The sequence below is a fragment of the Pseudomonas atagonensis genome (assembly GCF_011369485.1).
Classification (GTDB): domain Bacteria; phylum Pseudomonadota; class Gammaproteobacteria; order Pseudomonadales; family Pseudomonadaceae; genus Aquipseudomonas; species Aquipseudomonas atagonensis.
Genome location: NZ_VXCA01000023.1, coordinates 127053 through 148638 on the forward strand (window position 1 = coordinate 127053; position 21586 = coordinate 148638).

Below are 21586 nucleotides of genomic sequence, written 5' to 3' on the forward strand. Positions count from 1 at the left end.
TGTAAGGGTTTTCCTTTAATCCGCGCCTTGACGGTGTGGTGGGCGCATTCCTATAGTGTGCGCAAGTGGCGGAAAGTGGCATGAAGTGGGTTTTTTGAGCTCAAAACGATAAAAATTGGAGAAACGCAGACGTGTTTCGCGGAGCTAACGCTATCAGTCTCGACGCAAAGGGCCGTCTCGCCATGCCGAGCCGGTACCGTGACGAGCTCGATTCGCGCAGTTCCGGCCAATTGATCGTGACCATTGATGCCGTTGATCCGTGTTTGTGTGTCTATCCGCTCGACGAGTGGGAAATTATTGAAACCAAGTTGCGCGCACTTCCTTCGCTTCGCGAAGAGAACCGTCGCCTTCAGCGTTTATTGATTGGTAATGCCGTCGACCTCGAACTCGACGGCAGTGGTCGTTTTCTGGTTCCGCCGCGTCTGCGCGAGTACGCCAAACTGGATAAGCGCGCAATGCTGGTAGGCCAACTGAACAAGTTCCAATTGTGGGACGAGGATGCATGGAACGCGGTATCTGCCGCTGACCTTGCTGCTATTCAACAACCGGGCGCGATGCCTGATGAACTGCGTGATTTGATCCTGTGACTATTGATAGCGGCTTTAACCACATCACCGTACTGCTTGACGAAGCCGTCGAGGCTCTCGCCGTACGTCCTGATGGCTGCTATCTGGACGGTACGTTCGGACGCGGCGGGCATAGCCGGTTGATCCTCAGCCAGCTCGGGCCGGATGGCCGGCTCATCGGATTCGACAAAGATCCACAAGCGATTGCCACCGGGCAAACGCTAGCGGCCGAAGACGGCCGCTTTGTCGTTGTGCAGCGCAGCTTTGCCGAGCTCGGCTCGGTCGTTGCCGAGCGCGGTCTGGCCGGCAAGGTCAGCGGCATCCTGCTCGACCTTGGCGTGTCCTCGCCGCAACTCGACGACGCTGAACGCGGTTTCAGTTTCCTCAACGACGGCCCGCTGGACATGCGCATGGATCCGTCCCGCGGCATCAGCGCTGCCGAATTCGTCAACACTGCACCGGTGGAAGAAATTGCCCGGGTGTTCAAGGAATACGGCGAAGAACGTTTCTCCGGTCGCATGGCTCGCGCCGTCGCCGAGCGTCGTGATATCAAGCCTTTCGAGCGCACCGCCGATCTGGCGGAAGTGCTCAAGGTCGCCAACCCGGCATGGGAGAAGGGCAAGAACCCGGCCACCCGTGCATTCCAGGGGCTGCGCATTCACGTCAACAACGAACTGGGCGATCTGGAAGCCGGACTTGAAGCTGCACTGGACGCCCTGGAAATCGGCGGTCGTCTGGTGGTGATCAGCTTCCATTCGCTGGAAGATCGCATCGTCAAACTGTTCATGCGCAAACTGGTAAAAGGCGAAGCCGACAACCTGCCGCGCAACCTGCCGGTTCGCCACGTGGCGTTCGAACCGAAAATCAAAATCCATGGCAAAGCGCAGACGGCCTCCGACGCCGAACTCAAAGCCAACCCACGTTCCCGTAGCGCTGTCATGCGCGTCGCGGAGAAGTTGCGGTGAGCAAGCTTTTCGCCAAGCCACTGCCCGGCGGCAGCTTTCTGATGCTGCTGCTGTTTATCGGCGTGCTCGTGTCGGCCATCGGCGTGTCTTACAGCGCGCACTGGAACCGGCAGTTGCTCAACACCCTTTATAACGAACTCAGCGTGCGCGACAAGGCACAAGCCGAGTGGGGGCGTCTGATTCTCGAACAAAGCACCTGGACCGCGCACAGCCGGATCGAAGTGCTGGCCACCGAACAACTGAAAATGCACATCCCGGGCGCGGCTGACGTGAAGATGGTGGCGCCATGATGAAACTTGAAGGCGCTCTGTTTCCGTGGCGCTTCCGTCTGATGGTGGCACTGCTCGGTGTGATGGTCGCGGCGATCTGCTGGCGCATCATCGACCTGCAAGTGGTTGACCGTGACTTCCTCAAAGGTCAGGGCGACGCGCGCAGTCTTCGTCACATCCCGATTCCGGCACACCGTGGTCTGATCACCGACCGCAACGGTGAGCCTTTGGCCGTGAGTACCCCGGTGACCACGCTGTGGGCCAACGCCAAGGAAATGCAAACGGCCAAAGAAAAATGGCCGGCACTGGCGGCGGCGCTTGGGCAAGATCCCAAAGCCCTGGCCGAACGCCTCGAAGCGCAAGCCAACAAAGAATTTATTTACCTGGTGCGCGGGCTGACCCCCGAGCAGGGCCAGGCCGTGCTCGATCTGAAAGTGCCGGGCGTGTACGGCATCGAAGAATTCCGCCGGTTCTATCCGGCCGGTGAAGTGACCGCGCATATGGTCGGTTTTACTGACATCGACGATCACGGTCGTGAAGGTGTCGAACTCGCCTATGACGAATGGCTCGCCGGGGTGCCGGGCAAACGGCAGGTCATCAAGGATCGGCGCGGACGGCTGATCAAGGATGTCCAGGTCACCAAAAACGCCAAGGCCGGCAAGCCCTTGGCGTTGTCCATTGACCTGCGTCTGCAATATCTGGCCAACCGCGAACTGCGTAACGCGATCATCGAGAACGGCGCCAAGGCTGGCAGTCTGGTGATCATGGACGTGAAGACCGGCGAGATTCTGGCCATGGTCAACCAGCCGACCTACAACCCGAACAACCGCCGCAACCTGCAACCGGCGATGATGCGTAACCGCGCGATGATCGACGTGTTCGAACCGGGTTCGACCATGAAAGCCATCTCGATGAGTGCCGCCATCGAAACCGGTCGCTGGAAGCCGAGCGATACCGTCGAGGTTTACCCGGGCTCTCTGCAGATCGGCAAGTACACCATCAAGGACGTATCGAAGACCGAAGGTCCGGTGCTTGACCTGACCGGCATTCTGATCAATTCCAGTAACGTCGGCATGAGTAAGGTCGCGTTCGATATCGGCGGCGAAACCATTTTCCGCCTCGCACAGAAAGTCGGTCTCGGCCAGGACACCGGCCTCGGCTTCCCGGGTGAACGTGTCGGCAACCTGCCGAACTACCGTGAATGGCGCAAGGCGGAAACCGCCACGCTGTCCTACGGCTACGGTATTTCCGTGACCGCGATTCAGTTGGTGCACGCCTTCTCGGCACTGGCCAACAACGGTCGTCTCGCGCCGCTGACCCTAATCAAAACCGACAAGCCGCCGCAGACCACACAAGTGCTCCCGGAAGCCGTCGCGAAAACCATGCAAGGCATGCTGACTCAGGTGATCGAAGCACCGCGCGGCGTGTTCCGTGCGCAAGTGCCGGCTTATCACGTCGCTGGCAAATCGGGTACTGCGCGCAAGACGTCGGTGGGCACCAAGGGCTACGCCGAGAATTCTTACCGCTCGCTGTTTGCCGGCTTCGGCCCGATGAGCGATCCGCGTTACGCAATCGTTGTGGTAATCGATGAACCGTCCAAGGCCGGTTACTTCGGTGGTCTGGTTTCGGCGCCGGTGTTCAGCCGTGTGATGTCCGGCACTTTGCGCCTGATGAACGTGACCCCGGACAACCTGCCGACGACACAACAAGCCAACGCCACCCCGGTCGTTCCGCTGAAAGCCAATGGAGGGCGCGGCTGATGTCATTAAGTCTGAACAAGATATTCCCCCACGCCGGCCACGATCTGTTGATCCGTGAATTGGCGCTGGACAGCCGTAACGTACGCGCGGGCGACCTGTTCCTCGCAGTGCCTGGCGGCAAATTCGATGGCCGTGCGCACATTGCCGATGCATTGGCGCGTGGCGCGGCGGCAGTGGCCTATGAAGTGGAAGGCGCCACTGTGCTGCCGATCACCGACGTGCCGCTGATTCCGGTCAAGGGGCTGGCGGCGCAGCTGTCGGACATTGCCGGGCGTTTTTACGGTGAGCCAAGCCATCACCTGAACCTGATCGGCGTGACCGGCACCAACGGCAAAACCAGCGTGACCCAACTGGTCGCGCAGGCACTGGATCTGCTCGGCCAGCACTGCGGCATTGTCGGCACTCTGGGTTCCGGTTTTTATGGCGCACTGCAAAGCGGTCTGCACACCACGCCGAATCCGATTGCCGTGCAAGCGACGCTGGGCGATCTGAAGAAGGCCGGTGCCAAAGCCGTGGCCATGGAAGTCTCATCCCACGGTCTGGATCAGGGCCGCGTCACTGCGCTGGCATTTGAAGTCGCCGTCATGACCAACCTGTCCCGCGATCACCTGGATTATCACGGCACCATGGCGGCGTACGCTGAGGCCAAGGCCAAGCTGTTCGCGTGGAATGATCTGAAGTGCCGCGTGGTCAACCTCGACGACGATTTCGGTCGACAACTGGCCGCTGAAAAACGCGAGTCGCGGCTGATCACCTATAGCCTGCTCGACAGCAGCGCTTACCTGTTCTGCCGCGAAGCGCAGTTCGACGACCACGGTGTGCGCGCCACGCTGGTCACGCCGCAGGGCGAACATCATCTGCGCAGCACGCTACTCGGCCGTTTCAACTTGAGTAACGTACTGGCTGCGGTCGGCGCCTTGCTCGGTCTGGACTACGCGCTCGACGAAATTCTCAAAGTGCTGCCAAAACTTGAAGGCCCGGCCGGTCGCATGCAGCGTCTCGGTGGTGGCACTCAACCTTTGGTGGTGGTCGATTACGCTCACACACCGGACGCACTGGAAAAAGTCCTGACGGCATTGCGCCCGCACGTCAAAGGTCAGCTGCTGTGCCTGTTCGGCTGCGGTGGTGATCGCGATCGCGGCAAGCGTCCGTTGATGGCCGAAGTGGTCGAGCGTCTGGCTGATCAAGTGCTGGTCACCGATGACAATCCGCGTACCGAAGACCCGGCAGTGATTTTCGATGACATCCGTGCCGGTTTTACCGCTGTGGATAAAGTCGCTTTCGTCGCTGGTCGTGGTCAGGCCATCGCGCAATTGATTGCCGGCGCTTCGGCCGATGACGTGATTGTCCTGGCCGGTAAAGGTCACGAGGACTATCAGGAAATCAACGGCGAGCGCCATGCCTTCTCGGATCTGGTCGAGGCCGATCACGCCCTGACCGCGTGGGAGGTGGCCCATGCTTAAGGCTCTGAAACTCAGCGAGCTGACCAACGCGCTCGACGCGCGTCTGATCAGCGGCGATGCCAGCTTCGACGGCGTCAGCATCGACAGCCGGGCGATTCAGCCTGGTCAACTGTTCATTGCCCTGACCGGCCCGCGTTTCGATGGTCATGACTATTTGAATGACGTGGCTGCAAAAGGCGCCGTGGCTGCGCTGGTCGAGCGTGAAGTCGCCGACAGCACCTTGCCGCAATTGCTGGTGAAAGATACCCGTCAGGCTCTGGGCCAGTTGGGCGCCTTGAACCGTGCTGCGTTCACTCAGCCAGTTGCAGCGATTACCGGTTCCAGCGGCAAGACCACGGTCAAGGAAATGCTCGCGAGCATCCTGCGCACGCGCGGTCCGGTGCTGGCGACCCGTGGCAATCTGAATAACGACCTCGGCGCGCCGCTGACCCTGCTCGAACTGGCCCCGGAACACACGGCGGCCGTGATCGAACTGGGTGCCTCGCGTCTGGGCGAAATCGCCTACACCGTAGGCCTGACCAAGCCGCATGTAGCGATCCTCAACAATGCCGGCACCGCTCACGTCGGTGAGTTTGGCGGGCCGGAAAAAATCGTTGAAGCCAAGGGCGAGATCATCGACGGGTTGGCGGCCGATGGCGTCGCCGTGCTCAATCTGGATGACAAGGCTTTCGGCATCTGGAAGCTCCGTGCGGGCGCTCGCAAGGTGCTGACCTTCGCGTTGAGCAATGCGCAGGCTGACTTCTACGCCAGTGATTTGAGCACCGATGCCCGGGGTTGCCCGGCCTTCAATCTGCACACACCTGAAGGTATCGAGCGCGTTCAACTGAACCTGCTCGGCACCCACAACGTCGCCAATGCCATGGCCGCCGCCGCTGCTGCACACGCCTTGGGCGTGTCGCTGTTCGGCATCGCCACCGGGCTTGGCGCCGTGCAACCGGTCAAGGGCCGCACCGTCGCGCAACTGGCGAAAAACGGCATGCGCGTGATTGATGACACTTACAACGCAAACCCCACCTCGATGTGCGCCGCCGTTGATATACTCGCCGGCTTTTCCGGCCGCACCGTCCTGGTGCTCGGAGACATCGGCGAGTTGGGCGATTGGGCGGAGCAGGGGCACCGCGACGTGGGCGAGTACGCCCGGGGCAAGGTTTCCGCGCTTTATGCCGTTGGGCCGAACATGGTTCACGCCGTAAACGCTTTCGGTGAACAGGCGCATCACTTCGGCACGCAAGCCGAACTGATCCAGGCCCTCGACGCCGAGCAGGACACAAACACCACCATTTTGATCAAGGGTTCGCGCAGTGCAGCGATGGAAAACATCGTTGCGGCTCTGTGCGGGTCCAGTCTGGAGAAACATTAATGCTGCTGCTGCTAGCGGAGTATCTGCAACAGTTCTACAAAGGCTTCGCGGTCTTCCAGTACCTGACCCTGCGCGGGATCCTCGGTGTGCTGACCGCGCTGGTTTTGTCGCTGTGCTATGGCCCGTGGATGATCCGCACTTTGCAGAACCGTCAGATCGGTCAGTCCGTTCGTAACGATGGTCCGCAATCGCACCTGTCCAAATCCGGTACGCCGACCATGGGCGGCGCGCTGATTCTGTCTTCGATCGGCGTCAGCACTCTGCTCTGGGCTGACCTGAGCAACCGTTACGTCTGGGTCGTGCTGCTGGTGACCCTGCTGTTCGGCGCCATCGGCTGGGTTGACGATTACCGTAAAGTCATCGAGAAGAACTCCCGTGGCTTGCCGAGCCGCTGGAAGTACTTCTGGCAATCGGTGTTCGGTCTTGGCGCGGCGATCTTCCTTTATATGACCGCGTCCACCCCGGTGGAAACCACGCTGATCCTGCCGATGCTCAAGGACTACAGCATCCCGCTGGGTGCCGGTTTCATCGTGCTGACCTACTTTGTGATCGTCGGTTCGAGCAACGCGGTCAACCTGACCGACGGCCTCGACGGTCTGGCGATCATGCCAACCGTAATGGTCGGCGGTGGCCTGGGCATCTTCTGCTACCTGTCGGGTAACGTGAAATTCGCCGAATACCTGCTGATCCCTTACGTGCCGGGTGCGGGCGAGCTGATCGTGTTCTGCGGCGCGCTGATCGGTGCCGGTCTGGGCTTCCTCTGGTTCAACACCTATCCGGCGCAAGTGTTCATGGGTGACGTTGGCGCACTGGCGTTGGGCGCAGCTTTGGGCACCATCGCGGTGATCGTCCGTCAGGAAATCGTTCTGTTCATCATGGGCGGCGTGTTCGTGATGGAAACCCTGTCAGTCGTCATTCAGGTTGCTTCCTTTAAGCTGACCGGTCGCCGTGTGTTCCGCATGGCACCGATACACCACCACTTTGAACTCAAGGGCTGGCCCGAGCCGCGTGTGATCGTCCGTTTCTGGATCATCACCGTGATTCTCGTGCTGATCGGCCTTGCCACCCTGAAGCTGAGGTAGAACGAGTGTCTCTGATCGCTTCTGACCACTTCCGCATCGTTGTCGGCCTCGGCAAGAGCGGCATGTCCCTGGTTCGCTTCCTGGCGAACCGGGGCACGTCGTTTGCCGTGGCCGATACGCGGGTAAATCCACCGGAACTGGCCACGCTCAAGCGTGACTATCCGCACGTGGAAGTGCGTTGTGGCGAGCTGGACGTCGAATTCCTGTGCCGTGCCGACGAGCTCTACGTGAGCCCCGGCCTGGCGCTGGCGACCCCGGCCCTGCAAGCCGCTGCGGCCCGTGGCGTGAAGCTGTCCGGCGACATCGAGCTGTTCGCGCGTAACGCGCAGGCGCCGATCGTCGCGATCAGCGGTTCCAACGCAAAAAGCACCGTCACCACTCTGGTCGGCGAGATGGCGGCTGCTGCCGGCAAGCGCGTGGCAGTGGGCGGCAACCTCGGCACGCCGGCGCTGGATCTGCTCAGCGACGATGTCGAGCTGTACGTGATGGAACTGTCGAGCTTCCAGCTGGAAACCACCGACCAGCTCAACGCCGAAGTGGCCACCGTGCTGAACATCAGCGAAGACCACATGGATCGCTACAGCGGCCTGCCGGCTTATCATCTGGCCAAGCACCGGATCTTCCGTGGCGCCAAACAGTTCGTGGTCAACCGTCAGGATGCGCTGACCCGTCCGTTGATCGGCGAGGGCCAGCCATGCTGGACTTTCGGCCTGACCAAACCGGATTTCAAGGCGTTCGGTATTCGCGAAGAAGACGGCGAGATGTACCTTGCTTTCGAATTCCAGAACCTGATGCCGGTACGTGAATTGAAGATTCGCGGCGCGCATAACCAGTCCAACGCCCTCGCGGCGCTGGCGCTGGGGCATGCGGTCGGGCTGCCGTTCGACGCCATGCTCGCGGCACTGCGTACCTTTGCTGGTCTCGAGCATCGCTGCCAATGGGTGCGTGATCTCGACGGAGTCGCTTACTACAACGATTCCAAAGCCACCAACGTTGGCGCTGCACTGGCGGCCATCGAGGGTCTGGGTGCGGACATCGACGGCAAGGTCATCCTGATCGCCGGCGGCGATGGCAAGGGTGCCGAATTCAACGATCTGCGCGATCCGGTCGCGGCCAACTGCCGCGCCGTGATCCTGATGGGCCGCGACTCCGACAAGATCGGTGATGCCATCGGCGATGCCGTGCCATTGGTTCGCGCCACCTCGCTGGTCGATGCCGTCGCACAATGCCGCGCCGCCGCGCAACCGGGCGATGTGGTGCTGCTGTCGCCGGCCTGCGCCAGTTTCGACATGTTCAAGAATTACGAAGACCGTGGTCACCAGTTCGTCCGCGCTGTGGAGGATCTGGCATGAGTCTGCGCAATATCATCAAGCCGTACCCGTCGCCGATCATTACCGGGCGTGGCATCGACCTCGACTTCCCGATGCTCGCCGGTTGCCTGGCACTGCTCGGCCTCGGCCTGATCATGATTGCTTCGGCATCGACCGAGGTGGGTGCCGCGCAGTCGGGCAGCGCGTTGTATTACATGACCCGTCACTTGATCTACGTGGTTCTCGGTCTGGGCGCTTGCATCGTTACCATGATGATTCCGATTGCGACCTGGCAGCGTCTGGGCTGGTTGATGTTGATCGGGGCATTCGGGTTGCTGGTGATGGTGATCATCCCGGGCATCGGCCGTGAAGTGAACGGTTCGATGCGCTGGATCGGTTTCAGCTTCTTCAACGTGCAGCCGTCCGAAATCGCCAAGGTATTCGTGGTGATCTACCTCGCCGGTTACCTGGTGCGGCGTCAGAAAGAAGTCCGTGAGAGCTGGATGGGCTTCTTCAAGCCGTTCATCGTGCTGCTGCCGATGGCCGGCCTGTTGCTGATGGAGCCGGACTTCGGTGCCACCGTCGTGATGATGGGTGCCGCGGCGGCGATGCTGTTCCTTGGCGGGGTCGGACTGTTCCGGTTCTCGCTGATGGTGGTGTTGGCGGTCGGGGCGGTGGTCTTGCTGATTCAGATGCAACCGTACCGGATGGCGCGTCTGACCAACTTCGCCGACCCGTGGGCCGACCAGTTCGGCGCCGGTTATCAGCTGTCGCAAGCGCTGATCGCGTTCGGTCGCGGCGAGTGGCTGGGCGTAGGCCTGGGCAACAGCGTGCAGAAGCAGTTCTACCTGCCGGAAGCGCACACCGACTTCGTGTTCTCGGTTCTGGCTGAAGAACTCGGCGCGGTCGGTTCGTTGTGCACCGTGGCGTTGTTTGTGTTCGTGTGTATTCGCGGCATGTACATCGGTCTGTGGGCAGAGAAAGCCAAACAATTTTTCGCCGCTTATGTGGCTTATGGCCTGTCGTTCCTGTGGATCGGTCAGTTCCTGATCAACATCGGCGTGAACGTCGGTCTGCTGCCAACCAAGGGTCTGACCCTGCCATTCCTCAGTTATGGCGGCAGTTCCTTGGTGATTTGCTGCGCCTGTCTCGGTTTGTTGCTGAGGATCGAGTGGGAGAGTCGAACCCACCTGGGCAGTGAAGAGATGGAATTCCATGAGAGCGACTTCGCCGAGGAGCCGAATCATGGGCGCTAACGTATTGATCATGGCCGGCGGAACCGGCGGCCACGTATTCCCGGCGCTGGCCTGTGCCCGCGAGTTTCAGGCGCGCGGCTACACCGTGCACTGGCTCGGCACGCCACGCGGGATCGAAAACGACCTGGTGCCGGCCGCAGGGCTGGAACTGCACCGCATCAACGCTACCGGCCTGCGCGGCAAGGGCAAGCTGTCGCTGCTCAAGGCGCCGTTCATGCTGCTGAAATCGGTGTGGCAGGCGCGGGCGATCATTCGCCGTTTGAAGCCAGTGTGTGTGGTCGGCTTCGGTGGTTATGTGACTGGCCCCGGTGGTCTTGCTGCGAAACTGGCCGGCGTGCCGGTGATCGTTCACGAGCAGAACGCCGTGGCCGGCACCGCCAATCGGTTGCTGGTGCCGTTCGCCGCCCGGGTGTGTGAAGCCTTCCCCGACACCTTTACTCTGTCGGACACCCGCCGTACCACCGGAAATCCGGTGCGCAGCGAGCTGTTCCTCGAAACATCGCGACCGGCTCTGGCCGGCCGCAAAGCGCGTTTGCTGATCCTCGGCGGAAGCCTGGGCGCAGAACCGTTGAACAAGTTGCTGCCTGAAGCCCTGGCCCAAGTCGCTGCCGATTTGCGCCCGGAAGTGTTTCATCAGGCCGGCAAAAACCACGATGAAGTGACTGCAGAGCGCTACCGCGCCGCCGGCGTGGACGCGCAGGTGCAGCCGTTCATCAAAGACATGGCCCAAGCCTATGGCTGGGCTGACCTGGTGGTGTGCCGTGCAGGCGCGTTGACCATCAGTGAGCTGGCTGCCGCCGGTCTGCCCTCGATGCTGGTGCCTCTGCCCCACGCGATCGACGATCACCAGACCCGCAACGCCGATTATTTGGCCCGCGAAGGCGCTGCCTTCCTGATGCCGCAAAGAACGACTGGTGCCGCGGACCTTGCCGCGCGCCTGACAGAGGTCTTGATGCAACCGCAACGACTTGAAGAAATGGCCCAAGCGGCCCGCCGTCTGGCGAAACCCGATGCCACCCGTAGCGTGGTCGATACCTGTCTGGAGGTGGCCCATGGTTGAGAATCAGAAAGCCATGCCACAACCGGAAATGCGCCGTATCCGTCGCATCCACTTCGTCGGTATCGGTGGCGTGGGCATGTGCGGGATCGCCGAAGTGTTGTTGAACCTGGGCTATGAAGTGTCCGGTTCCGACCTGAAAGCTTCGCCGGTGACCGAGCGTCTGGAATCGTTCGGCGCAAAAATCTTCATCGGCCACCGCGCCGAGAACGCCGCCGCTGCCGATGTGCTGGTAGTGTCGAGCGCCGTCAACACGTCCAACCCGGAAGTCGCAACCGCACTGGAGCGCCGTATTCCGGTGGTGCCGCGTGCCGAGATGCTCGCCGAGCTGATGCGCTATCGCCACGGCATCGCCGTTGCCGGCACTCACGGCAAAACCACCACCACCAGCCTGATCGCTTCGGTGTTCGCCGCTGGTGGCCTGGACCCGACCTTCGTTATCGGTGGTCGCCTGAACGCTGCGGGCACCAATGCACAATTGGGTACCAGCCGTTACCTGATCGCTGAAGCCGACGAAAGCGATGCGAGTTTCCTGCACCTGCAACCGCTGGTGGCCGTGGTCACCAACATTGACGCCGACCACATGGCGACCTACGACGGTGACTTCAACAAACTGAAGAAAACCTTCGTCGAGTTCCTGCACAACCTGCCGTTCTACGGTCTGGCAGTGATGTGCCTGGACGATCCGGTGGTGCGCGAAATCCTGCCGCTGGTCAAACGTCCGACCGTGACCTACGGCTTTAGCGAAGACGCCGATGTGCGCGCGATCAATGTGCGTCAGCAAGGCATGCAGACGTTCTTCACCGTGCTGCGCCCTGACCGCGAGCCGCTGGAAGTGTCGGTGAACATGCCCGGCAACCACAACGTGCTCAATTCCCTGGCGACCATTTGCATCGCCAGCGACGAAGGCGTCAGCGACGAAGCCATCGTTCAGGGCCTGTCCGGGTTCCAGGGCGTCGGCCGACGCTTCCAGGTCTACGGCGAACTGCCGGTGGACGGCGGCAACGTGATGCTGGTCGACGACTACGGTCACCACCCGACCGAAGTTGCGGCCGTGATCAAAGCCGTTCGCGGTGGCTGGCCGGAGCGCCGTCTGGTGATGGTTTACCAGCCGCACCGCTACAGCCGCACCCGCGACCTGTACGACGACTTCGTCAATGTACTGGCCGATGCCAACGTGCTGCTGCTGATGGAAGTCTATCCGGCCGGCGAAGAGCCGATCCCGGGCGCCGACAGCCGCAAGTTGTGCAACAGCATTCGTCAGCGCGGTCAGCTCGACCCGATCTACATCGAGCGTGGCGTCGACCTGGCGCCGCTGGTCAAGCCGCTGCTGCGTGCCGGCGACATCCTGCTGTGTCAGGGCGCTGGTGATATCGGCGGTCTCGCGCCGAAGCTGTTGAAAAGTGAATTGTTCGCTGGCGCCGTGGTGGCGTCGGTCGAGGGGAAGTTGAAATGACTGCTGCCTACGCCAACCTGTTCTCCACTATTGCGCCGAAAGACTTCGGCCGCGTTGCCGTGCTGTTCGGTGGCCTGAGTGCCGAGCGTGAGGTTTCGCTGAAGTCCGGCAACGCTGTGCTCACTGCACTGCAAGGCGCGGGTGTGGACGCGTTCGGGATTGATGTCGGCGCGGACATTCTGCAGCGTCTGCTCAGCGAGAAAATCGACCGCGCGTTCATCATTCTCCACGGCCGTGGCGGTGAAGACGGCAGCATGCAGGGCCTGCTCGAAGTTGCCGGGATCCCGTACACCGGCAGCGGCATCCTCGCCTCCGCACTGGCGATGGACAAACTGCGCACCAAGCAGGTCTGGCACACGCTCGGGATTCCGACGCCGCGTCACGCCGTGCTGTGCAGCGAAGCCGATTGTATTTCTGCCGCGACGGAACTGGGCTTCCCTTTGATCGTCAAACCGGCGCATGAAGGTTCAAGTATCGGGATGGCCAAAGTGAGTTCTGCGTCCGAGTTGATCGACGCATGGAAAGCGGCCAGTACCTACGATTCGCAAGTCTTGGTCGAGCAATGGATTCAAGGTCCGGAGTTCACCATCGCCACCCTGCGTGACCAGGTGTTGCCTCCAATCGCCCTGGGTACACCGCACACGTTTTACGACTACGACGCCAAGTACATCGCCAACGATACCCAGTACCGCATTCCGTGCGGGCTGGATGCCGCAAAGGAACAGGAACTCATGGATCTCACGGCCAAGGCCTGTGAGGCACTGGGTATTGCCGGTTGGGGCAGGGCGGACGTGATGCAGGACGCCGACGGGCAGTTCTGGTTCCTGGAAGTGAATACCGCACCGGGCATGACCGATCACAGTCTGGTACCGATGGCGGCCAAGGCTGCCGGCCTGGATTTCCAGCAACTGGTTCTGGCCATCCTGGCAGCCAGTGTCGATGCCGACGGCAAAAAAGAGGCGCGAGGTTAAGACCATGCAAGGCGCACAGCTCAGACATCAGCCACCCGCACCCGGCCGCAAGCCGGTGCCGCGGGGTGCCAGCCGAATGGTGGCCAAAGAGCCGATGTCCGCGCGCCTGCCGAAAGCCAATTTCAGCTTTCTGAAAAGCCTGTTCTGGCCGGTGCTGCTGGTGGTGCTCGGGTTCGGGACTTACGAAGGTGCGCAGCGTTTGCTGCCATACGCCGATCGGCCGATCACCAAGATCGCCGTGCAGGGCGACCTGAGTTACATCAGCCAGCAAGCGGTGCAGCAGCGGATCGCCCCGTACGTGGCATCGAGCTTCTTCACCATCGACCTGGCGGGCATGCGCACCGAGCTTGAGCAGATGCCGTGGATCGCCCACGCCGAGGTGCGGCGGGTGTGGCCTGATCAAGTGGTGATCCGCCTCGAAGAACAACTGCCGGTGGCCCGTTGGGGCGACGAGTCGTTGTTGAACAACCAGGGCCAGGCGTTTACGCCAAAGGAACTGGCGAACTACGAACACCTGCCACAGCTGTTCGGCCCCCAACGGGCCCAGCAGCAAGTGATGCAGCAGTATCAGGTGCTGAGCCAGATGCTGCGCCCGTTGGGCTTCTCGATTGCACGCCTGGAGTTGCGTGAACGCGGCAGCTGGTTCCTGACCACCGGTGCCGGCAGTTCCGGCCCCGGCATCGAGTTGCTGCTGGGACGCGGCAACCTGGTGGAAAAGATGCGCCGCTTCATCGCCATCTATGACAAGACGCTTAAAGATCAGATTACGAACATTGCGCGCATCGATCTGCGCTACGCCAACGGCCTTGCCGTTGGCTGGCGGGAACCTGTAGCGCCGACGACAGCCCAACCCGCTGTCGCAAAGAATTAAGAAGAGGCAGGACCCATGGCAAACGTGCAAAGCGGCAAAATGATCGTCGGTCTGGATATCGGCACCTCCAAAGTGGTGGCGCTGGTAGGCGAGGTCTCGGACGACGGCACGCTGGAAATCGTCGGTATCGGTACGCATCCGTCCCGCGGCCTGAAAAAGGGCGTGGTGGTGAATATCGAGTCCACCGTGCAATCGATCCAGCGCGCGATCGAAGAAGCCCAATTGATGGCGGGCTGCCGCATTCACTCGGCGTTCGTCGGCGTGGCGGGTAATCACATCCGCAGTCTGAACTCCCACGGCATCGTCGCGATCCGTGATCGCGAAGTCAGCTCGGCCGACCTTGAGCGTGTGCTCGACGCCGCCCAGGCCGTGGCGATCCCGGCAGACCAGCGCGTGCTGCACACCCTTCCGCAGGATTACGTGATCGATAACCAGGAAGGCGTTCGCGAGCCACTGGGCATGTCCGGCGTACGTCTGGAGGCCAAGGTTCACGTGGTCACCTGCGCCGTCAACGCTGCACAGAACATTGAAAAATGCGTGCGCCGCTGCGGTCTGGAAATCGACGACATCATTCTCGAGCAACTGGCGTCCGCCTATTCGGTACTGACCGACGACGAAAAAGAACTGGGCGTATGCCTGGTCGACATCGGCGGCGGCACCACCGACATGGCGATCTTCACCGAAGGTGCGATCCGTCACACGGCCGTGATCCCAATTGCGGGTGACCAGGTGACCAACGACATAGCTATGGCGTTGCGCACCCCGACCCAGTATGCCGAAGAGATCAAGATCCGTTACGCCTGCGCCCTGGCCAAACTGGCCGGTGCCGGCGAAACCATCAAGGTACCGAGCGTCGGCGACCGTCCACCGCGCGAATTGTCGCGTCAGGCTCTGGCCGAGGTGGTCGAGCCACGTTACGACGAACTGTTCACCCTGATTCAGGCTGAGCTGCGTCGCAGCGGCTACGAAGACCTGATCCCGGCCGGCATCGTCCTGACCGGCGGTACCTCGAAGATGGAAGGCGCGACCGAGCTGGCCGAAGAAATCTTCCACATGCCGGTTCGTCTGGGCGTGCCGCACGGCGTCAAAGGCCTCGATGACGTGGTGCGCAACCCGATTTATTCCACTGGCGTTGGCTTGTTGATGTACGGCCTGCAAAAGCAGTCCGACGGGGTTTCGTTCTCCGGCATCGGCAGCCGCGACAGCTACAGCAACGACGAGCCACAGGCGCCGTTGCTCGACCGACTGAAGAAGTGGGTCCAGGGCAATTTCTAAAGCTTTACCGCAGCACCGCAACAAACAGCAGTAGGCGAAAAAACTAGAGAATGTAAGGAGAGGGAAAATGTTCGAACTCGTAGACAACATCCCCGCAAGCCCGGTAATCAAAGTTATCGGTGTTGGCGGTGGCGGCGGCAACGCTGTCAACCACATGGTCAAGAGCAACATCGAAGGCGTTGAATTCATCTGCGCCAACACTGATGCTCAAGCGCTGAAAAACATCGGCGCGCGTACCATTCTGCAACTGGGCACCGGTGTGACCAAAGGTCTGGGCGCCGGCGCCAACCCTGAAGTAGGTCGTCAGGCCGCTCTCGAAGACCGTGAGCGCATTGCCGAAGTCCTGCAGGGCACCAACATGGTGTTCATCACCACCGGCATGGGCGGCGGTACCGGTACCGGTGCTGCACCGATCATCGCCGAAGTGGCCAAGGAAATGGGCATCCTGACCGTTGCGGTCGTGACCCGTCCGTTCCCGTTCGAAGGCCGCAAGCGTATGCAGATCGCCGATGAAGGCATCCGCATGCTCTCGGAAAGCGTCGACTCGTTGATCACCATTCCCAACGAGAAGCTGCTGACCATCCTCGGTAAAGACGCAAGCCTCTTGTCGGCTTTCGCCAAGGCTGACGATGTACTGGCCGGTGCCGTTCGCGGTATCTCCGACATCATCAAGCGTCCGGGCATGATCAACGTCGACTTCGCCGACGTGCGTACCGTAATGAGCGAAATGGGCATGGCGATGATGGGCACTGGCTGCGCCAGCGGTCCGAACCGTGCACGTGAAGCTACCGAAGCGGCCATCCGCAACCCGCTGCTGGAAGACGTGAACCTGCAAGGTGCGCGTGGCATCCTGGTGAACATCACTGCCGGTCCTGACCTGTCCCTGGGTGAGTACTCCGACGTGGGTTCGATCATCGAAGCCTTCGCTTCCGAGCACGCGATGGTCAAGGTCGGTACCGTTATCGATCCGGACATGCGCGACGAACTGCACGTGACCGTGGTTGCCACCGGTCTGGGCGCGAAAATCGAGAAGCCTGTGAAGGTCATCGACAACACCGTTCACACCTCCATGGCTTCGGCTCAGGTGCAGCAACCGGCTCCGGCCCGTCAGGAAGCGCCAGCGGTGAACTACCGTGATCTGGACCGTCCGACCGTCATGCGCAACCAGGCTCAGGCCGGTGCTGCGGCTGCCGCGAAGATGAATCCGCAAGATGACCTGGACTACCTGGACATCCCGGCTTTCCTGCGTCGTCAGGCTGATTGATGGAATGTATCAGGGCTATGAAGGTGATTGGTGTTCAGCAAAGGCATGGTCTGCTATCATCGCCAGCCTTTGTTGATACCAGTTCGCAATTTGCGCTGAAGCGGCCCAAGCCATGATTAAACAACGCACACTGAAAAATATTATCCGTGCCACAGGTGTAGGCCTGCACTCCGGTGAGAAGGTCTATCTGACCCTCAAGCCTGCGCCTGTCGACACTGGCATTGTGTTTTGTCGCGCTGACCTCGACCCTGTGGTGCAGATTCCTGCCCGCGCGGAAAACGTCGGTGAAACCACTATGTCGACGACGCTGATTAACGGCGACGTCAAAGTGGACACGGTAGAGCACTTGCTCTCGGCCATGGCTGGCCTGGGCATCGATAACGCCTACGTCGAGCTCTCCGCGTCCGAAGTCCCGATCATGGATGGCAGCGCTGGACCTTTCGTATTCCTGATTCAATCGGCAGGCCTGGAAGAACAGGACGCCGCCAAGAAATTCATCCGCATCCTGCGTGAAGTGACAGTGGAAGACGGCGACAAGCGCGCCACTTTCGTCCCTTTCGAAGGGTTCAAGGTGAGCTTCGAGATCGATTTCGATCACCCGGTTTTCCGGGACCGCACCCAAAGTGCAAGCGTGGATTTTTCCAGCACTTCGTTCGTAAAAGAAGTCAGCCGCGCGCGTACTTTCGGTTTCATGAGTGACATCGAGTACCTGCGCAAGCACAACCTCGCACTCGGCGGTAGCGTTGAAAACGCAATCGTGGTCGATGCCGATGGCGTACTGAACGAAGACGGCCTTCGCTATGAAGACGAATTCGTGAAGCACAAGATCCTCGATGCAATTGGCGATCTGTACCTGCTGGGCAACAGCCTGATTGGTGAGTTCAAAGGCTTCAAGTCCGGTCATGCACTGAACAACCAGCTGCTGCGCAAGTTGATTGAGCAGACAGATGCGTGGGAAGTGGTGACGTTCGAAGACGCCAGCACCGCACCAATCTCTTACATGCGCCCGGTTGCGGCGGTGTAAGTAAAAAACCTCTCTAGTTTTTTGAAGGCCATCCTCGGATGGCCTTTTTTATGCCTGTGGTTTTTGTAAGGGCTGAATCGCCAGTCAGGCAGCCACCACCACGCGATTACGCCCACCTTCCTTGGCCTGATACAACGCCTTGTCCGCCGCAAACAACAATTGCTCCAGCGTCATCACGCTGGCCGTCGTCCAGGAACTGATGCCGATACTCACCGTCATCGGCACCTGCGCACCCTCGACCAGCGGTAGCTGCTCCACCGCTTCACGAATGTTTTCGGCGATGCGTAGCGCGCCCTGACTGTCGGTTTCGGCCAGAATCACCGAAAACTCCTCACCGCCATACCGTGCCACCAGATCCGCTGGCCGTCGCACGCTCGCCGTGATGACTTTGGCCAACTCGCGCAAAGCCTGATCCCCGGCCTGATGGCCATGTTGGTCGTTGAACGCCTTGAAGTGATCGGCATCGATCATCATCACCGACATCGGCAGGCCTGAACGCTGGGCGCGGAACCACTCGTGGCGCAGCGACTGATCGAGCATGCGCCGGTTGGCCACGCCGGTCAGTGCATCGGTGGCCGCCAGTTGTGCCAGTTCGCGCTCGGCCCGTTGGCGCAAACGCAGTTCCCGGGCGAGCAGCCATGTCAGCCACAACAGCCCCAGACACAAGACGCCAGTGGCTCCGCTGATGAGCATCGCGGTGCGACGCCAGGTGGCGAACACTTCATCGCTGGACAACGCCACCATCACGGTCAGCGGTAAATTGCCGACCCGCGAATAGGTATAGAGACGCTGTTGCTGATCCATGCTCGAGGTGCTGGTGAAACTGCCGTTGCCATCCTTGTCGCGCAGGATCCGTATCACGTTGGGCCGGTTGCCGAAACTCTTGCCGATCGAATCACTTTGCAGATAAGGCTTCTGCGCCAGCAGAACACCGTCGTTATCGATGATGTTCAGCGTGCTGTCCTTGCCAATATCGAGGCTGTTGAACAACTGGTCGAAGTAGTCGAGTTTCATCGACGCCACGGCTACCCCGACGAACTCGCCGGTGTCTGAGGACATCCGTCGGCTGAAGCTGATGCGCCACTGGTTGGCCTCATCGCAGTCGCAACGGGTCTTGAACGGGCGACTGATGAACATGCCGACATCGCGGTTGAAAGCGTGGGCGAGGAAGTAGTCACGGTCGGCGAAATTGCCCGGTTTCGGTTCGACCCGTGAAGAGTCGGCAACCACATCGCCGTGCTTGTCGAGCAACAGAATGTCGCCCTTGAAGCGCGCCGTGGTCGAGCGGTCGAACAGCGCCAGATGACGGATCTGCGGCGAGACGTTTTGCAGGTCATCGCGTTGCGCGGCGGCGATCAGGCCTTGCAGCGTCAGGTCGTACAGCTCGACCGTGCGCAGCACATCGGCATCAATCAGTTGGGCGATGGTGGTGGCGCTGCGCGTCGCCGATTCGCGAGCGTTGGCGTGCTCGCGAATCAACAGAAAGGTGACGATGCACACAATCGCAATCACGCTCAACAGGCTGCCGCAAATCAGCAGCAGCTCGGGGCGCCCGGTCTTGCCCGCAACAGGTGGGGTACGGCTCGCGATCATGATGGGGGCTATCGGTTGGAAGGTCTTGTAAGCGTAGTTGGACTGACGCCACTTACCCATGTGGGAGCGGGCTTGCTCGCGAATGCGGAGTATCAGGCAACATGGATCTCGACTGATGGACCGTATTCGCGAGCAAGCCCGCCCACAGGGTACGTCACCCAGTTTGAATCGGGTGTGATAGTGCGGATCTTAGAAGACGTTGATCGGGTAGTCGATGATCACGCGATATTCATCGGTGTCGGTGTCCAGCAAGCCGTAGCCGTTGCCGCCCCGGTTGGTCGCCCATTGCAGGCGTATCGACAGGTCTTTGGCCTGACCGCTCTGTACGACGTACTTCAAGTCGATGTCGCGCTCCCAGTGCCTGGCGTTGTCACCGTCGGCGCTGTACCACTTGGAATACCCCTTGCTGTCCGGGTCGACCTTGCTCAGATCCAGCGTGCCGCGCGAGTAGGACACCGCCGACGTCAGGCCTGGTACACCGACACCGGCAAAGTCGTACGCGTACTTGAGCTTCCACGAACGTTCGTTCGGGCCGTTGAAGTCCGAGTACTGCTGCGAGTTGTCGAGGTAAACGCTGTCGCCCTGGCTGATGTAATCGAACGGCGTGTTGCCGTTGACCCGCTGGTAGGCGGCGGTGACGCTGTGACTGCCGATACCTACAGTGAAATGCAGGCTGTAGGTGTTGTTGTCGATGTTGCCGAGCAGCGCATCGCCGGTGTCCTGGGTGTGATAGAAGTGCACGCCCGGGTTGAGGCTGACCAGTTCGTTCACCTGCCAGGTGTAATCCAGGTCGTAGTAGTACTGGTTCCAGATGTCCTTCAGTTCGGCAGCGTAGAGGTTGCTGGTCAGGCCTTCGACACCGCTCCAGGACACACCAGCCCAGTTCAGGTGCCGGCTCTCGTCGCCATCGGCCAACTCGCCGTAAGAGGTGCCGATACGCGTGCGGCCGCTCTGGTTGTACGGTTTGGTGAAGCTGGCCTGGCCGCCTTCAATCAGCCAGCCATCAAAGCTGTGATTGGTCAGGCTGACGCCGCGAAAGGTCTGCGGCAGCATACGGCTGTCACCGCCGGCGATCACCGGGTTGGTGAGGAATAGATCACCGGCCTTCAACTCGGTGTCGAACGCGCGCATTTTCAGCGTACCACCCGCCGTGGAAAACGCGCCCGGTGCTTTGCCGTTGCCATCGCTGATCGGCAGGATGCTCGAACCGTCCGTGCCGCCACCGCCATCGAGCTTCAGCCCGAGCATGGCGTGGGCATCGATGCCGAAGCCGACCGTGCCCTCGGTATAACCCGACTGGAAGACCCCGAGAAAACCCTGGCCCCACTCAATGTTGTCGTCCGTCTTTTGCAGGCGGTTGCGATTCATGTAGTAGTTGCGGGCGTTGAGGTTGAGGCTCGAGCCTTCGACAAAGCCCTCCGCGCCAGGTTCGTCGGCGTGAACGGCGGGGGCAATCGTTGCGGCAATTGCAATGAACAACGGGGTGAAGCGGACTGGGTAACGCACGTGCGGTAAAGCTCCTTGGGTCAACTGACACTTCAATGTTTTGAGGTGCATGATGTTTCTTGTTGTTACAGACGAACCAAACGGCTTTCACACCACAACGAAAAAAGGCCGCTGAATATCAGCGGCCTGGAATGACGACGGTTGAACGGGAAGAGCCAAACAACCGCGTCGAGGGAATCGTTTGAGCGGTGCGCGACTCAGCTGTCTTTCTCGGCTGCCTGAGCCTGGGAAGTAGCGGCCTGAGGGGCTTGCGTGGCGTCTTGAGCCTTGGCCATCACTTCGGCCTGATGCTGATTGAATGCCTGAGCGCGAGCGACATTTTGCGTCACGAACGCCTGCGATTCTTCAGCCATCGCCATCGGCGACAGGATCAATGAGGACAAAACGAAAACGCTGGCAATACCCATACTGTTGGACATCTTGAAAACCTTCTCGCTTGGCGAGTGCTGTTTGGTGCGGGCAAAGATAAGGTTGCCGGGCGACGGGAAACAGCGCGATTTTCATAAATGACTGTTGCGGGAATGGCAATGATCTCGGT

General features: G+C 60.6%; 19 protein-coding genes. 16 read left to right on the plus strand and 3 right to left on the minus strand.

Features of this window, described 5'->3' with window-relative positions; genetic code table 11:
* Positions 1-131: 131 nt before the first annotated feature.
* From mraZ to lpxC, 16 genes are all read left to right on the plus strand, one after another.
* Positions 132-587 (plus strand): division/cell wall cluster transcriptional repressor MraZ, encoded by a 456-nt coding sequence (gene mraZ / locus F2P67_RS15055; protein ID WP_007917012.1) that lies wholly within the window; start codon positions 132-134, stop codon positions 585-587.
* Complete coding sequence (rsmH, locus tag F2P67_RS15060; protein WP_166221271.1) at positions 584-1531, plus strand: 16S rRNA (cytosine(1402)-N(4))-methyltransferase RsmH; 948 nt, start codon at positions 584-586, stop codon at positions 1529-1531. Before mraZ ends, rsmH begins: the two co-directional genes overlap by 4 nt.
* Positions 1528-1821: a cell division protein FtsL gene (gene ftsL, locus F2P67_RS15065; RefSeq protein WP_085700842.1), complete on the plus strand. Its 294-nt coding sequence runs from the start codon at positions 1528-1530 to the stop codon at positions 1819-1821. Before rsmH ends, ftsL begins: the two co-directional genes overlap by 4 nt.
* Positions 1821-3560 carry a peptidoglycan D,D-transpeptidase FtsI family protein gene (locus F2P67_RS15070; RefSeq protein ID WP_178120934.1) on the plus strand — a complete coding sequence of 580 codons (1740 nt, stop codon included), beginning with the start codon at positions 1821-1823 and terminating at the stop codon, positions 3558-3560. Before ftsL ends, F2P67_RS15070 begins: the two co-directional genes overlap by 1 nt.
* A complete protein-coding gene (locus tag F2P67_RS15075) occupies positions 3560-5023 on the plus strand; it encodes a UDP-N-acetylmuramoyl-L-alanyl-D-glutamate--2,6-diaminopimelate ligase (RefSeq protein ID WP_166221275.1) in 1464 nt (487 codons plus the stop codon). The genes F2P67_RS15070 and F2P67_RS15075 overlap by 1 nt, the downstream gene beginning before the upstream one ends.
* On the plus strand, positions 5016-6383 hold the full coding sequence (locus F2P67_RS15080; RefSeq protein WP_166221277.1) for a UDP-N-acetylmuramoyl-tripeptide--D-alanyl-D-alanine ligase: 1368 nt from the start codon (positions 5016-5018) through the stop codon (positions 6381-6383). Before F2P67_RS15075 ends, F2P67_RS15080 begins: the two co-directional genes overlap by 8 nt.
* Positions 6383-7465, plus strand: coding sequence for a phospho-N-acetylmuramoyl-pentapeptide-transferase (gene mraY, locus F2P67_RS15085; RefSeq protein WP_007956769.1), 1083 nt, complete (start codon positions 6383-6385; stop codon positions 7463-7465). Before F2P67_RS15080 ends, mraY begins: the two co-directional genes overlap by 1 nt.
* Positions 7466-7470: 5 nt before the next feature.
* Positions 7471-8817 (plus strand): UDP-N-acetylmuramoyl-L-alanine--D-glutamate ligase, encoded by a 1347-nt coding sequence (gene murD / locus F2P67_RS15090; RefSeq protein WP_166221279.1) that lies wholly within the window; start codon positions 7471-7473, stop codon positions 8815-8817.
* Positions 8814-10031, plus strand: coding sequence for a putative lipid II flippase FtsW (gene ftsW, locus F2P67_RS15095; protein WP_103306213.1), 1218 nt, complete (start codon positions 8814-8816; stop codon positions 10029-10031). Before murD ends, ftsW begins: the two co-directional genes overlap by 4 nt.
* Positions 10021-11091: an undecaprenyldiphospho-muramoylpentapeptide beta-N-acetylglucosaminyltransferase gene (gene murG / locus F2P67_RS15100; protein ID WP_166221281.1), complete on the plus strand. Its 1071-nt coding sequence runs from the start codon at positions 10021-10023 to the stop codon at positions 11089-11091. The genes ftsW and murG overlap by 11 nt, the downstream gene beginning before the upstream one ends.
* Positions 11084-12544, plus strand: a complete 1461-nt coding sequence (gene murC, locus F2P67_RS15105) for a UDP-N-acetylmuramate--L-alanine ligase (protein ID WP_166221283.1) — start codon at positions 11084-11086, stop codon at positions 12542-12544. Before murG ends, murC begins: the two co-directional genes overlap by 8 nt.
* Positions 12541-13515 carry a D-alanine--D-alanine ligase gene (locus tag F2P67_RS15110; protein WP_166221285.1) on the plus strand — a complete coding sequence of 325 codons (975 nt, stop codon included), beginning with the start codon at positions 12541-12543 and terminating at the stop codon, positions 13513-13515. The genes murC and F2P67_RS15110 overlap by 4 nt, the downstream gene beginning before the upstream one ends.
* 4 nt (positions 13516-13519) lie before the next feature.
* Complete coding sequence (locus F2P67_RS15115) at positions 13520-14386, plus strand: cell division protein FtsQ/DivIB (RefSeq protein ID WP_166221287.1); 867 nt, start codon at positions 13520-13522, stop codon at positions 14384-14386.
* A 15-nt stretch (positions 14387-14401) separates the two neighbouring features.
* A complete protein-coding gene (gene ftsA, locus F2P67_RS15120; protein WP_166221289.1) occupies positions 14402-15661 on the plus strand; it encodes a cell division protein FtsA in 1260 nt (419 codons plus the stop codon).
* Between the two features lie 67 nt (positions 15662-15728).
* On the plus strand, positions 15729-16925 hold the full coding sequence (gene ftsZ, locus F2P67_RS15125) for a cell division protein FtsZ (protein WP_016986475.1): 1197 nt from the start codon (positions 15729-15731) through the stop codon (positions 16923-16925).
* 112 nt (positions 16926-17037) lie between these two features.
* Positions 17038-17949: a UDP-3-O-acyl-N-acetylglucosamine deacetylase gene (lpxC, locus tag F2P67_RS15130; RefSeq protein WP_007916984.1), complete on the plus strand. Its 912-nt coding sequence runs from the start codon at positions 17038-17040 to the stop codon at positions 17947-17949.
* 84 nt (positions 17950-18033) lie between these two features.
* Here lpxC and F2P67_RS15135 read toward each other — a convergent pair whose 3' ends face one another.
* The 3 genes from F2P67_RS15135 to F2P67_RS15145 form a co-directional block, all read right to left on the minus strand.
* Positions 18034-19542 carry a sensor domain-containing diguanylate cyclase gene (locus F2P67_RS15135; protein ID WP_166221291.1) on the minus strand — a complete coding sequence of 503 codons (1509 nt, stop codon included), beginning with the start codon at positions 19540-19542 and terminating at the stop codon, positions 18034-18036.
* A 189-nt stretch (positions 19543-19731) separates the two neighbouring features.
* Positions 19732-21048, minus strand: a complete 1317-nt coding sequence (locus F2P67_RS15140; RefSeq protein WP_166221293.1) for an OprD family outer membrane porin — start codon at positions 21046-21048, stop codon at positions 19732-19734.
* Positions 21049-21245: 197 nt separating this feature from the next.
* Positions 21246-21467: a hypothetical protein gene (locus F2P67_RS15145; protein ID WP_166221295.1), complete on the minus strand. Its 222-nt coding sequence runs from the start codon at positions 21465-21467 to the stop codon at positions 21246-21248.
* Between the last annotated feature and the right edge of the window lie 119 nt (positions 21468-21586).

Coding starts and splice junctions, on each gene's coding strand:
- F2P67_RS15115 (WP_166221287.1), top strand. CDS start 13,520: ATGCAAGGCGCACAGCTCAGACATCAGCCACCCGCACCCGGCCGCAAG.
- F2P67_RS15080 (WP_166221277.1), top strand. CDS start 5,016: ATGCTTAAGGCTCTGAAACTCAGCGAGCTGACCAACGCGCTCGACGCG.
- murG (WP_166221281.1), top strand. CDS start 10,021: ATGGGCGCTAACGTATTGATCATGGCCGGCGGAACCGGCGGCCACGTA.
- ftsW (WP_103306213.1), top strand. CDS start 8,814: ATGAGTCTGCGCAATATCATCAAGCCGTACCCGTCGCCGATCATTACC.
- ftsZ (WP_016986475.1), top strand. CDS start 15,729: ATGTTCGAACTCGTAGACAACATCCCCGCAAGCCCGGTAATCAAAGTT.
- lpxC (WP_007916984.1), top strand. CDS start 17,038: ATGATTAAACAACGCACACTGAAAAATATTATCCGTGCCACAGGTGTA.
- F2P67_RS15070 (WP_178120934.1), top strand. CDS start 1,821: ATGAAACTTGAAGGCGCTCTGTTTCCGTGGCGCTTCCGTCTGATGGTG.
- ftsA (WP_166221289.1), top strand. CDS start 14,402: ATGGCAAACGTGCAAAGCGGCAAAATGATCGTCGGTCTGGATATCGGC.
- F2P67_RS15135 (WP_166221291.1), bottom strand. CDS start 19,542: ATGATCGCGAGCCGTACCCCACCTGTTGCGGGCAAGACCGGGCGCCCC.
- murC (WP_166221283.1), top strand. CDS start 11,084: ATGGTTGAGAATCAGAAAGCCATGCCACAACCGGAAATGCGCCGTATC.
- F2P67_RS15075 (WP_166221275.1), top strand. CDS start 3,560: ATGTCATTAAGTCTGAACAAGATATTCCCCCACGCCGGCCACGATCTG.
- F2P67_RS15145 (WP_166221295.1), bottom strand. CDS start 21,467: ATGTCCAACAGTATGGGTATTGCCAGCGTTTTCGTTTTGTCCTCATTG.
- mraY (WP_007956769.1), top strand. CDS start 6,383: ATGCTGCTGCTGCTAGCGGAGTATCTGCAACAGTTCTACAAAGGCTTC.
- F2P67_RS15110 (WP_166221285.1), top strand. CDS start 12,541: ATGACTGCTGCCTACGCCAACCTGTTCTCCACTATTGCGCCGAAAGAC.